Annotated in this window: 11 protein-coding genes and 1 pseudogene; 5 read left to right on the forward strand and 7 right to left on the reverse strand. The window is 71.9% G+C overall.

What is annotated here, in order from left to right:
* Positions 1-57 precede the first annotated feature (57 nt).
* From ACMXN5_RS23640 to ACMXN5_RS23650, 3 genes are all read left to right on the forward strand, one after another.
* On the forward strand, positions 58-885 hold the full coding sequence (locus ACMXN5_RS23640) for a Nif3-like dinuclear metal center hexameric protein (protein WP_380031692.1): 828 nt from the start codon (positions 58-60) through the stop codon (positions 883-885).
* A gap of 136 nt (positions 886-1,021) precedes the next feature.
* Positions 1,022-1,765: a zinc ribbon domain-containing protein gene (locus tag ACMXN5_RS23645; protein ID WP_395788684.1), complete on the forward strand. Its 744-nt coding sequence runs from the start codon at positions 1,022-1,024 to the stop codon at positions 1,763-1,765.
* Positions 1,762-2,928 carry a bifunctional RNase H/acid phosphatase gene (locus tag ACMXN5_RS23650; RefSeq protein ID WP_439676879.1) on the forward strand — a complete coding sequence of 389 codons (1,167 nt, stop codon included), beginning with the start codon at positions 1,762-1,764 and terminating at the stop codon, positions 2,926-2,928. The genes ACMXN5_RS23645 and ACMXN5_RS23650 overlap by 4 nt, the downstream gene beginning before the upstream one ends.
* A gap of 854 nt (positions 2,929-3,782) precedes the next feature.
* On the opposite strand, the gene ACMXN5_RS23655 is transcribed toward ACMXN5_RS23650, so the two are convergent.
* Both ACMXN5_RS23655 and ACMXN5_RS23660 read right to left on the reverse strand, forming a co-directional pair.
* Positions 3,783-4,517: a hypothetical protein gene (locus ACMXN5_RS23655; protein WP_439676880.1), complete on the reverse strand. Its 735-nt coding sequence runs from the start codon at positions 4,515-4,517 to the stop codon at positions 3,783-3,785.
* A 231-nt stretch (positions 4,518-4,748) separates the two neighbouring features.
* Entirely contained in the window at positions 4,749-5,963 is a 1,215-nt protein-coding gene (locus tag ACMXN5_RS23660) for a hypothetical protein (protein WP_439676881.1), read from the reverse strand.
* A gap of 171 nt (positions 5,964-6,134) precedes the next feature.
* On the opposite strand from ACMXN5_RS23660, the gene ACMXN5_RS23665 reads away from it, so the two are divergent.
* Positions 6,135-7,097: an alpha/beta hydrolase gene (locus ACMXN5_RS23665; RefSeq protein WP_395788365.1), complete on the forward strand. Its 963-nt coding sequence runs from the start codon at positions 6,135-6,137 to the stop codon at positions 7,095-7,097.
* A 239-nt stretch (positions 7,098-7,336) separates the two neighbouring features.
* Here ACMXN5_RS23665 and ACMXN5_RS23670 read toward each other — a convergent pair whose 3' ends face one another.
* The 5 genes and pseudogenes from ACMXN5_RS23670 to ACMXN5_RS23690 form a co-directional block, all read right to left on the reverse strand.
* Positions 7,337-7,714, reverse strand: coding sequence for an STAS domain-containing protein (locus tag ACMXN5_RS23670; protein WP_439676882.1), 378 nt, complete (start codon positions 7,712-7,714; stop codon positions 7,337-7,339).
* A gap of 119 nt (positions 7,715-7,833) precedes the next feature.
* A complete protein-coding gene (locus tag ACMXN5_RS23675; protein WP_439676883.1) occupies positions 7,834-9,201 on the reverse strand; it encodes an L-serine ammonia-lyase in 1,368 nt (455 codons plus the stop codon).
* 123 nt (positions 9,202-9,324) lie between these two features.
* Complete coding sequence (locus ACMXN5_RS23680) at positions 9,325-10,305, reverse strand: regulatory protein RecX (protein ID WP_439676884.1); 981 nt, start codon at positions 10,303-10,305, stop codon at positions 9,325-9,327.
* Positions 10,306-10,330: 25 nt separating this feature from the next.
* A pseudogene (gene recA, locus ACMXN5_RS23685) lies at positions 10,331-11,344 on the reverse strand (recombinase RecA); the annotation flags it as partial.
* A gap of 223 nt (positions 11,345-11,567) precedes the next feature.
* Positions 11,568-11,759 carry a hypothetical protein gene (locus tag ACMXN5_RS23690; protein ID WP_439676885.1) on the reverse strand — a complete coding sequence of 64 codons (192 nt, stop codon included), beginning with the start codon at positions 11,757-11,759 and terminating at the stop codon, positions 11,568-11,570.
* Positions 11,760-11,980: 221 nt separating this feature from the next.
* On the opposite strand from ACMXN5_RS23690, the gene ACMXN5_RS23695 reads away from it, so the two are divergent.
* Positions 11,981-12,589, forward strand: a complete 609-nt coding sequence (locus ACMXN5_RS23695) for an NADPH-dependent FMN reductase (RefSeq protein WP_439676886.1) — start codon at positions 11,981-11,983, stop codon at positions 12,587-12,589.
* Positions 12,590-12,684: the final 95 nt, after the last annotated feature.

Here is a 12,684-nt window from a genome sequence, read left to right on the forward strand (position 1 = left end):
CCGTCCGTCCGAGATGCCCGAATCGGGGCGGCGGGCGCGGAGAGGTAACCTCCCTTCGTGCCCAAGCTCTCCGACGTCGTCGCCACCCTCGAACGGATCTACCATCCCGACTGGGCCGAATCCTGGGACGCGGTCGGGTTGGTCTGCGGCGACCCGGACGCCGAGGTGCGCTCGGTGATGTTCGCCGTCGACCCGACCCTGGCGGTCGCCGAGGAAGCGCTCGCGCGCGGCGCCGACCTCCTGGTCACCCACCACCCGCTCTTCCTGCGCGGCGTGCACTCGGTGGCCGCGACCGGGTTCAAGGGGCGCGTCGTCCACCGGCTGATCACCGGTGGTTGCGCCCTGCACGTGGCGCACACCAACGCCGACTCGGCCGCCCCCGGGGTCTCCGACGCACTCGCCGCCGCCCTCGGGCTGACCGTCACCGCGCCGCTCGACCCGGCCCCGGCCGACCCGAGCGAGTGCCGGGGCATCGGCCGGATCGGCGAGTTGGCCGCCCCCGAGACGCTGGCCGCGTTCGCCGCCCGGGCCGCCCGAGCCCTGCCCGCCACCGCCACGGGCCTGCGCGTGGCCGGCGACCCGGATCGCCTCGTGCGTACCGTCGCGGTGTGCGGCGGCGCGGGCGACAGCCTCTTCGCCGCGGTCCGACGCAGCCGCGCCGACGTCTACGTCACCGCCGACCTGCGCCACCACCCGGCGTCCGAGGCGCTGGAGGCCGGCGGCCCCGCGCTGCTCGATGCCCCACACTGGGCCACCGAGTGGCCGTGGTTGCGCTACGCGGCCGACGAACTCACCCGTGCACTGACCGCCGGCGGTACTACGGTGGAAACCCACGTCTCGGAACTAGTCACCGATCCATGGACGTTCCACACACCGCATCCCTGATCACCGCCGTACCCACAGCCACACCACACTCGCCAGACCACACTTGCCACACCGCGACCGGGCACCGCGACGCGGATGATCGGCCCGCCGGCCCGTCCGCGCCGTATCCACCCGACCCGTATTCAAGGAGCCCCCGCTGAACGCCGCGCCCGCCGACCAGCTTCGCCTGCTCGACCTCCAGGCCCTGGACTCGCGAATCGACCTGCTCGCCCACAAGAAGCGCACGCTGCCGGAGAACGAGGAGATCGACCGCCTCGGCTCGCAGCTCGCCCGGTTGCGCGACCTCGTGGTCGCCGCCGAGACCGAGGAGAGCGACGCGGCCCGCGACCAGGCCAAGGCCGAGCAGGACGTCGACCAGGTCCGCAAGCGCGCCGAGCGCGACCGGCAGCGGCTCGACTCGGGCCACGTCACCTCGCCCAAGGACCTGGAGAACCTGCAGCGCGAGGTGACCTCGCTCGCCAAGCGCCAGGACGACCTCGAGGAGGTCGTCCTGGAGGTCATGGAGCGCCGCGAGGAGATCCAGGGCCGCCTGGGACAGCTGGTCGGCGAGCGGGACGCGGCGCAGACCGCCCGGGACGCCGCCGAGGCGCGCCGCGCCGCCGCCGAGGCGGAGATCGACACCGAGGCGGACGCCGCGGCCAAGCAGCGCACGGTGGTCGCGAGCGCGATCCCGGCCGATCTGATCAAGCTGTACGAGCGCATCCGCGAGCAGTCGCACGGCGTGGCGGTGGCCCCGCTGTTCCAGCGCCGCTGCGAGGGCTGCCGGCTGGAGCTGGGGATCACCGACCTGGGCGCGATCCGGGCCGCGGCGCCGGACGCGATCGTGCGCTGCGAGAACTGTCGGCGCATCCTCGTCCGCACCGCCGAGTCGGGCCTGTGAGGCTCGTCGTCGAGGCCGACGGCGGCTCTCGGGGCAACCCGGGCCCGGCGGCCTACGGCGCGCTGGTGCGTGACGCGGCCACCGGCGAGGTACTGCACGAGATCGCCGAGGCGATCGGGGTGGCCACGAACAACGTGGCCGAGTACCGGGGCCTGATCGCGGGGCTGACCGCCGCGCACACGATCGACCCGACGGCGACCGTGGAGGTGCGGGCCGACTCCAAGCTCGTGGTCGAGCAGATGTCGGGCCGCTGGAAGATCAAGCACGCCGACATGCGCGACCTGGCGACCAAGGCCCGCGGAATCTATCCGTCCGGGCAGGTCACCTACACGTGGATCCCGCGCGAGCGGAACAAGCACGCCGACCGCCTCGCCAACGAGGCGATGGACGCGGCGGCCAAGGGCCGGGCCTGGACCCCGCAGAACTCCACGGCGTTCGCGACGGCCGGGCCGGACGAGGCCGCGCCGGCCGCCGAACCCGCGCCGAGCGAGTCGACTGCGGCGCCCAAGGTGCGCCCGACCGCTCCCGGCTGGGGGCCCGACCTGGGCCGCCCGACCACCCTGGTGCTGCTGCGCCACGGCGAGACCGCGCTCACCCCGCAAAAGCGCTTCTCCGGCACCGGCGCCGACCCGGACCTGTCCGAGCGCGGCCGGTGGCAGGCCGCCCGCGCGGCCGAGGCGTTGGCCGAGCGCGGCACCATCGAGGCGATCGTGTCCTCGCCGCTGGGTCGTTGCCGGCAGACCGCCGAGGCGGTGGCGCAGCGGCTCGGGCTGAAGGTGCGCGAGGAGCCGGGCTTTCGGGAGACCGACTTCGGCGCGTGGGAGGGGCTGACCTTCGCCGAGGCGCGCGAGCGTACCCCGGACGCCCTGGACGCGTGGCTGACCTCGGCCGACGCGGCCCCGCCCGGCGGCGAGAGCTTCACCGAGGTGGCCCGCCGGGTCGAGGTGGCCCGGGACAAGACGATCGCCCGGTACGCCGGCCGCACCGTGCTCGTGGTCACCCACGTGACGCCGATCAAGACCCTGGTCCGGATCGCCCTCGGCGCGCCGGCGGAGTCGATGTTCCGGATGGAGCTGTCGGCGGCGGCGATCAGCGCGGTCCAGTGGTGGTCCGACGGCAACGCGTCGCTGCGCGTCTTCAACGAGACCGCACACCTGCGCTGACGCGGGCGGCCGGGCCCGGCCGCCCGACCCCGGATCGAACAAAAGTTTGACCCAGGTGCCGAGGGTGTGGCATAGTGACGAGTGCCTTCAGCGTGCCCGCCAGTGGAATCCGGGCGGACCACGCGGAGGACCAAACTTCCGAAAGCCCCGAGCCGATCCCGGCCGGGGCTTTCGTCGTATGCGAGCCCCCGCCTCCGGTCTCGGCGGCGCGACGCGTCGGCCCTGCGGACATGCGGCACACTCGCGCCCAGCGGCAGCGGCGAGGCGTCGACGAGCCGGACCCCGGCCTCGCCCGGCAGCCGACCGTAGTGCTCGACGCCGCGCTCGCGGCCCCCGACGTCGGCCGAGCAACTCGCCCGTGCCGTCCGCGACATCGACCACGGTCCCGGGCCCGGCCGCACCGCCGGTCGCGGTGAATACCGGGTGCGCCGGCAGCGGATCGAACATGTGCGCACGCGCGGCCATGGACTCGTCGAAGCAGGCGGCGAGTTCGGGCCGGCGGGCGAAGTAGTCGAAATGGTTCTCGCCGAACAGCCGCTCGGAGCCGGTGTGGTCCGGTTCGCACGGTGTGCGTGAGCAGCGCGAAGGACCGATGGAACGGGCCGCCGTACATCAGTGCCAACGGCCGCATCGAACCGGGGGATCGTGCGCGGCAGCGCGCCGACCTCGGTGAGCCGGAAGCCGTTCGGGTCCGCCACGACCACACCCGGCATGGCGAGGTAGCGCAACAGCCGTGCCAGGCTCGGCGGATCGGCGTCGACCGCTCGCGCCGGTGCCGTGAGCCCGACGGCGGCGCCGGTCTCCATGGCGTCGGCCAGACCCAGCCGCGCACACGTCGCGAGGGCCCGGGTCGTTCATGCCCCGGTCGACAGCCGCAGCGGTGTCTCGGTGAGCTGCCTGGTCCGGAAGTCCGCCAGGTGGGCGGCCAGCACCTGCCGGTGGTCGCCGCCCGCGTACAGCTCCAGGCGGCTGTACCCGGCCTTCGAGTCGGCGGGAGCGGTGAAGTAGAAGACCGTGCCGTCCTCGTGCGGGTTGTACCCGCCGCCGTCGGCGAGCGCCCCGTGCCGGGCGAACGTCGCACACAGGCCGCGCAGCACCAGCGGATCGGGCCGCTCGACCTCGAACGCCAGGTGCGTCTCGTGTTCCCGCTCCCGCTCGTGCGCGGCGATGTCCGCCAGCCCGGACCCCGGCGGCACGGGGAGCACGAACACCTCGACCGCCCGGCGCTCGCCGTCCGGACCCCATACGACGGGGCGCAGGATGCCCACGTCGAGATCGGCGACATCGCGCCGGTGTCGTAACGCGAGCCGTTCGCGGACCACCACGCTGGGCCGCCGCGGGGCATCCGCGTCCAAACCGTGCGCGGCCAGCTCCGTCCGCAACTCCGCCACGCTGGGTGGGCACACGAGCAGCCCGGCGTGCGCGAAGCGGCAACGATCCACGAGCGCCCGCAACTCCGGCCCGTCCAGACCCGGCAACAGCAGCGCGAGCAGCGTCGCGGTGTCCTGGTGTCGGACGATGTCGATCGCCGCGCTCAGGCGGGCCGTGTCGTCACCACCGTTCGTCCTCGTCGGCGTGTGCGCGGTCATCAAAGGGACTCCCTCGTCGCGATGGATGTCCCGAGGACGAGCCCGGCGGGCCCGGCACCGAGGATGAGCACGTCGGTCGTGTCGCGTAACATCCGCGCATTGTGATGTTCTGTCACGGGAATGGATGCTAATCGTCGGTAAATGCCCAACTATTCGGCCATCACCCGAATGCCGATCACAACAGTCGCGGCAGGCGAATCCACGGCGGGCCGCAGGCCGGCCGGGCTCCGGTCAGATTCCGTAGTGCCACGTGGTCAGCATGTACGCGCCGTACCACATCCCGAACAGGCATGCCCCGCTCAGCACCAGTACGGCCGTGCGGGTCCGGGCCCGGGCCAGCACCGTCGCCAGCGGGACGAAGAACAGCAGCGTGGGGATCATCAGCCGCAACTTCGAGTGGTAGTAGTTGCTCTGACACAGCGTCATCACCAGGATCGACAGCCCGTACACCGCCAGCGGCGGCCAGATGCGCCGGTTCAGCGCGACCAGCGAGCCGACGACCGCCGCGATGATCAGCACCGCCGTGCTGACCGCTATCCACTGGTCGCCGTTGCGCAGCGTGTCGGTGAGGAAGTGCCGGACCGCGTCCCCGTTGTCCCACTTCGTACCCCACCCGGCGTCCTGGATGGTGAACCAGGCGTCGACCTCGCCCAACCGCTCGCCGACCCACAACAGGTAGAGCGGCATCCCCATACACGCGATCGCACACGCGGCGATCGGCGCGGACATCAGCCGCCGATGCCGCCACATCTCCATCAGCGCCGCCACCCCGAGCGCGGCGATCGCCGCGATGCCCGCCGGCCGGGTCACGCTCGTCAGACACGCCAGCAGGCCCGCGGTCAGCCAGGCCCGGCGATGCGCGGCCAACAGCGTGCCCACCGCGAGCGCCAGGAAGAGGGTCTCGCTGTAGGCCATCGAGAACACCACGGACATCGGCTGCGCGCCGCCCACCAGGACGACCATCACCAGCGCCGCGCGCCGGTCGTACAGGCGCGTCATGAATACGTACAGCACGCACATCGCGGCGGCCGTGGCCAGGTGCCCGGCGATCAGGCCGGCCGTCTCGTAGTCGGTCCCGGTCAGGTAGTGCACGATCCGGACCAGGCCCGGATACAGCGGGAAGAACGCGAGCGTGTTCCCCGTGAGGTCGCCCTCGGGCGTGTACGTGAAGCTGTCCGGATAGCCGTGCGCGGCGACGTCCACGTACCAGTGCGCGTCCCACTGCAACAGCCGATCCCGCAGGCTCGGTCCGCCCGGCGGGATCATCCACGAGAGCACGAGCAATTGCGCCAGCGCGGTGGCGGCGTAGACGGCCAGCGGTCGCCACAGGAGGCGAAGGCCGCGCTCCACGAACGACAGGGCTCCCGACACGCGCTCGTCGGATGCGCCCCGGCCCGGTCCGGACGGGGGCGCGCCCGGTATCCGGGGTTCGTCGATGACGGTCAACACGTACTCCTCGTTGGGTTCGTCTATTGAACGCTGGGGGCAACTGGGACGGTTGACGCCCTTCGTGCCGTTTCTGTGTGGCCTATGTCACGCGCTCGACTTCTGACGCTCTGTCAACTCCGGACGTGAAGTTCTACTGTGCTGGTTCGTAGTTCCGTTCGGAGGAGTCGCATGCCCGTCGCACCGCAGATCCAGCCGATCCTCGACGCTGTCGCCGCCGCGCCGCCCCTTCCGGCCGACCTGCCCCTGGCGGAGCGTCGTGCCGCGTCGAACAAAGGTCTCGAGACGACCATCCTCGCGTCCGTCGAGCCCGCGCCGAAAGATGTGACGACGCGGGAAGTGAGCATCACCGTCAAGGAGCCCGAGCCGGGGAAGATCACCGCCCGCGTGTACACGCCGGCCGGACCCGCGCCGAAGGGCGGTCGTCCAGGTTACGTGTACCTCCACGGCGGCGCGTGGTGGCTGGGCTCGGTCGACGCGTCCGACAGCCACTGCGCGCACATCGCCGCGGAGAGCGGCGCGGTGGTGGTCTCGGTCGAGTATCGCCTTGCTCCCGAGTTCAAGTTCCCCTGGCCCCTGGAGGACGCGTACGCCGCGTGGATCTGGGTCCAGGAGCGCGCGTTCCAGTTGGGCGTCAACGCGGACAAGGTCGCCATCGGCGGCACGAGCGCGGGGGCCAACCTGGCCGCCGCCTGCGCCCTGATGTTGCGCGACCGCCGCCAGCCGACCCCGGTGGCCCAGGTGCTGGACTGCCCGATCCTGGACCTGACCCTGGCGCAGCCGTCGGTGACGGAGAACGGCGAGGGCTACCTGCTCACCCGCGCCGGCCTGGAGTTCGCGATCGCGCAGTACCTGTCCAGCCCGCGCAGCGAGGCCACCGACCCGCTGGCCTCACCGCTGCACGCCGAGGACCTGGCGGGGCTGCCCGCCGCGCTGGTGCTCACCGCCGAGTACGACCCGCTGCGGGACGAGGGCGAGGCGTACGCGAAGCGCCTGGCGGAGGCCGGCGTCGCGGTCGAGAGCAAGCGCTGGGACGGTTTCGTGCACGCGGCCGGCGAGCTGACCGCGCTGCTCCCCGAGGCGCGCGAGTATCGCTCGACGATGGCGGGATTCCTCAAGCGCACCCTGGGCTGATCCGGGCACGGGGCCGCCTCACCCGCCCCCGCCCCGAACATGCGGCGGCCGTCCCGTCGGGCTTGCGCTCGACGGGACGGCCACAGGTCCACGGCCTTCGGGCGACAGCAGAAACATCCGGCGCGCGGACATTCCAAGTGTGGCGTGCATGATCGAATCCGGCCACCCCTCGACCGCACTTTGATCATGCTTGGTACCGATTCCGCTCACAGCGCAGCGTGTATCGGACAGTGGCGCGGCTACTCGTGCCCGACGGGAGCCTCCTCGGCGTCCAGCGCCTCGCGCACCGTGTCGTGCACGGCGACCATCAGCGTGAAGCCGGTCAGCCGCAACACCCGCTCGACCGCGCGCGTCGGCGCGATCAGCCGCAGCGAACCGCCCCCCTCCCGCACACGTCGCTCCGCGCGGACCAGGATGCGCAGTCCGAAGGAGTCGATGAAGGCGACCGAGGACAGGTCCAGGAGCAGACGGGTCGGCTCGGCCGACACCTGTCGACCCAGCGCGTCGTCCAGGATCGGACCGCTGTCCATGTCGATCTCGCCGTGCACGGTCACCAACGTATGACCGGCTCCGACCGCCGACACCTGCACCAGGAGGGGACCACTCTCGTCATTCACGGGCGCATGCCTACCCCTCGTCCCCGGAAGCACACCTCACCCCGTCGATGCGATGGTGCACCCCGCGACCGGGCACTCGACGAGACCCGGCACCCACGAGACTGGACACTCGACGAGACTCAGCACTCGATGATGTTCACCGCGAGGCCGCCCCGGGCGGTCTCCTTGTACTTGGTCTTCATGTCGGCGCCGGTCTCCTTCATGGTCTTGATGACCTTGTCCAGCGACACGTGATGCCGGCCGTCGCCGCGCAGCGCCATGCGGGCCGCGGTGACCGCCTTGACCCCAGCCATGCCGTTGCGCTCGATGCACGGGATCTGGACCAGGCCGCCGACCGGGTCGCAGGTCAGCCCGAGGTTGTGCTCCATCCCGATCTCGGCGGCGTTCTCCACCTGCTCGGGGGTGCCGCCCAGCACCTCGGCCAGACCACCGGCGGCCATCGCGCAGGCCGAACCGACCTCGCCCTGGCAACCGACCTCCGCGCCGGAGATCGAGGCGTTCTCCTTGAACAACATGCCGATCGCCCCCGCGGCGAGCAGGAAGCGCACCACACCGTCGTCGTCGGCGCCGGGGACGGTCTCCACGTAGTGGTGCAGCACGGCCGGAATGATCCCGGCGGCGCCGTTGGTGGGCGCTGTGACGACCCGCCCGCCCGCCGCGTTCTCCTCGTTGACCGCCATCGCCCACAGGGTGACCCACTCCATCGCGTGCGTGGGCCGGTCGCCCTCGGCGCGCAGCGTGCGGGCGGTACGGGCGGCGCGACGGCGCACCTTGAGGCCGCCCGGCAGGATTCCCTCGGTGGCCAGGCCGCGCTCCACGCACCCGCGCATCACCTGCCAGATCTCGAGCAGTTCGGCCCGGATCTCCGCCTCGGTGCGCCAGGCCTTCTCGTTCTCCAGCATCAGCGCGGATACCGACAACCCGGTCTCCCGGGTCAGCCGCAACAACTCGTCGCCGGTGCGGAAGGGGTGACGCAGCACGGTGTCGTCGGGCTTGACCCGGTCCGCGCCCACCGCGTCCTCGTCCACCACGAAGCCGCCGCCGACGGAGTAGTAGGTCTTGCTCAGCAGCTCGGCGCCGTCGGCGTCGCGGGCCCACGCGGTCATCCCGTTGGCGTGGTACGGCAGCGTCTTGCGCCGGTGCAGCACCAGGTCGCGGTCGCCGTCGAAGGCGATCTCGTGCACGCCGTGCAGCCGCAACGTCCCCGACTCGCGGATCCGGGCCAGCTCCGGCTCGACCTCCTCCGGATCGACCGTGCGCGGCGAGTAACCCTCCAGGCCGAGCAGCACCGCGCGCGGGGTGCCGTGTCCGTGCCCGGTCGCGCCCAGGGAGCCGTACAGCTCGACCCGGACCGAGGCGACCCGGTCGAGGACACCCTCGCTCTTCAGCCGCTGCGCGAACATCCGCGCGGCGCGCATCGGACCCACCGTGTGGGAGCTCGACGGGCCGATCCCGATCGAGAACATGTCGAACACACTGATCGCCAAGGCGGATGGCCCTTCAAGCGGACGGCTGGAGCGCAACGGTGCCGACGGACACGCTCGTGACGCCCCGACGGCTGGGACAACGCTCCCAGGCTAGGTCACCGCGCGACGTGGCGGGGGGCCGGATCAGGCCGGCCCGTCCCAGGCGCGCCACGGGGTCTCGGCCGGGTCGTCGTTCTCGTCGGCCTCGGCCTCGTGATCGAGCGCCTCGCGGACGACGCGCACGGCCAGCCCCTCGCCGTATCCCTTGCGCGCGAGCATGCCCGCCAACCTGCGGATTCGCTTGTCCCGGTCCAGACCGCGCGTGCCCGGCAACCGGCGGGCGACCAGGGTCCGGGCGGTCTCCAACTCCTGCTCGGGTTCCAGTTGCGCGACCGCCTCGTCGACCACGACCGCGTCCACCCCGCGCCGGCGAAGTTCCTGGGCCAGGGCCCGTCGGGCCAGCCCCTTGCCCGTGTGCCTGGTGCTCACCCACGCGTCGGCGAAGGCCGTGTCGTCGATCAGACCGACGTCGGTGAAGCGGCCCAGTACGTATTCCGCGACCTCGTCGGGCACTTCCCGGCGGCGCAGCGCGTCGGCCAGTTGGGCCCGGGTGCGCGCCCGCCCGGTGAGCAGCCGCAGACAGATCGCCCGCGCCGTCGCCTCCGGATCGGCGAGCGGTTCCGGAGCCGCGTCGACGTCCTCGTCGGCCGGCCGCTCCGAGTCCTCGGTGTCACGACGGGCCCGGCCCCGAGTCCCGGCCCGCCTGTCGCGTTTCGCCCGACCACTCCCGGTCCCACGACCGCGAGCGCGTCGGTCCGTGCCCGTGACGTCGGCCCCCGAGCCGTCGTCGATCGGATCCGGTTCGCCCGCCTCGTGCTCCCCTGGGGCACGGCGCGCCGTGCGGGTCCGGCGGGTGCCGGCTCCCGGAGCACCGCGTCGCCCGCCACCACCACCGCGTGTGCCGCCGGCCCCGGTGTCGGCGCCCGAGGGGGCGGCGGCCTCGATGGCGGCCATCGCGGCTCGCAGTTCGGCGGGATCGACGGGCGGCCGGGCGGCTGGGGAGACGGATCCGTCGGCGGACCCGTCTCCCCACGTGTTCGACCACTCGCCGGCAGGGCGAACCACGGACTCAGCCCTCCTCGGGTTCCGCCTCCGCCGGTGCGTCGACCCGCGGGCCGACGCCCAGCTTCTCCTTGATCTTCTTCTCGATCTCGTCGGAGAGGTCGGGGTTGTCGCGGAGGAACTTGCGCGCGTTCTCCTTGCCCTGACCGAGCTGGTCGCCCTCGTACGTGTACCAGGCGCCGGACTTGCGCACGAAGCCGTGCTCCACGCCCATGTCGATCAGGCCGCCCTCGCGGCTGATCCCGATGCCGTAGAGGATGTCGAACTCGGCCTGCTTGAACGGCGACGCGAGCTTGTTCTTGACGACCTTGACCCGGGTGCGGTTGCCGACCGCCTCGGTGCCGTCCTTGAGGGTCTCGATCCGCCGGATGTCGAGGCGGACGGAGGCGTAGAACTTCAGCGCCCGGCCACCGGTCGTGGTCTCCGGCGAACCGAACATCACGCCGATCTTCTCGCGCAGCTGGTTGATGAACAGCGCGGTGGTGTTCGTCTGGTTGAGCGCACCGGTGATCTTGCGCAGCGCCTGGCTCATCAGTCGGGCCTGGAGACCCACGTGCGAGTCGCCCATCTCGCCCTCGATCTCGGCGCGCGGCACGAGCGCCGCCACCGAGTCGATCACGATGATGTCGACCGCGCCGGAGCGGGTCAGCATGTCGACGATCTCCAGCGCCTGCTCACCGGTGTCCGGCTGGGAGACCAGGAGGGCGTCGGTGTCGACGCCGAGCTTCTTGGCGTATTCCGGGTCGAGCGCGTGCTCCGCGTCGACGATGGCCGCGATGCCGCCGGCCCGCTGGACGCTCGCGATCGCGTGCAGCGCGAGGCTCGTCTTGCCGGAGCCTTCCGGGCCGTAGACCTCGACGACCCGGCCGCGCGGGAGCCCGCCGATGCCCAGCGCCACGTCGAGCGAGATCGAGCCGGTGGGAATGACCTCGATCGGTGCGCGCACCTCGTCGCCGAGGCGCATCACCGAGCCCTTCCCGAACTGCCGTTCAATTTGGGCGAGGGCGTTTTCGAGCGCCTTCTCGCGATCCTGTCCAGCCATGGATGCCGCCTTGCCGGTCTGTGGTGTTCGCTTCACACCTTGAACGCTAACCCGTCGCACCGACACGGAGGCACGACCGGCGCACGCCTGTGGACAACGTCGGATCGAAGCGTAGCTCGAACCTTTGTTCGAATTCGATGCCGACACGCCATCCGGCACCGGCGTCCACCCTTACGGGGGACGGCAGGCGGGCGGCGGGGGAGCGGGGATCGGGCGGCGGGGATCAGGCCCGCGCGGCGAGGTCGCGCGCACGGCGCACCCGCTGCCGGCGCAGGTAGTAGAACGCGATGTTGCCGTCGAGCGCGGCGAGGAGCACGAACGGCAGGCCGAGCCAGCTCCCGTTGACGAAGGCCACCGCGGCGGCGGCGAGCGCCAGCACGCACACGATCACGGCGAGGACGACGATGCGGGGCATGGCGGGGGCTCCAGACGAGTGCGGACGGACCTCGGTCGCGGCGCTTTCCGGCGCGACGCGGGTCCATTGTCGCCCCCGACGACCGCCCGATCGGCACCCACCCGGCACCCACTCGGCAATCGGAAGTTGAATCCACAACAAGCCCGCGCTACATTGTTAAACGTTCAACAACCTGCTTCCGCGCCCTACCCGGCACCCTCTCTCCATCCATGGAGGAACCCATGTCCCGCATCCTTGCCATCTCCGGTTCGCTGCGCGCCGAGTCGTTCAACACGGCACTGCTGAACGCCCTCCAGCCGTTCGCGCCCGAGGGCATGCAGATCGAGGTGTTCAAGGGTCTCGACGAACTGCCGCACTTCAACCAGGACCTGGAGCCGAACCCACCCGCCACGGTGGTGCGCCTGCGCGAGGCGATCGCCGAGGCCGACGGCTTGATCATCACCACCCCCGAGTACAACCGCAGCCTGCCGGGTGTGCTCAAGAACGCGCTGGACTGGGCCTCGCGTCCGTACGCCCAGGGCGTGCTGACCGGCAAGTCGATCGTCGCGATCTCCGCCTCGCCCGGCCCCCAGGGCGGCATTCGCGCGCTGATCCAGCTCAAGGCGCTGCTGCGGGACCTGGGCAACTTCGTCGTCTCCGGCCCGGAGATCGCGGTGCCCGAGGTGCACACCCGGCTCGGCGTCGAGGCCGACGTACAGCATGTGCTGACCGACCCGGTCACCGCCGGCATGGTCACCCACGTGCTCGGCGGCCTGCGGGACGCGATCGACAACGGCGCCGGCGAGCTGGTCACCCGCCCGCTCCAGACCTGGAGCGCCGCCCAGGTCTGATCCCCGGGCGATCCCGGGCGATCTCCAAGCGCCCTCGGCTTCGGCCCCGAAAAGCACGAACGGCGTGCGACCCCCACATCCTCGGATGCGCGGGG

The sequence above is a fragment of the Embleya australiensis genome (genome assembly GCF_051903075.1).
GTDB lineage: Bacteria > Actinomycetota > Actinomycetes > Streptomycetales > Streptomycetaceae > Embleya.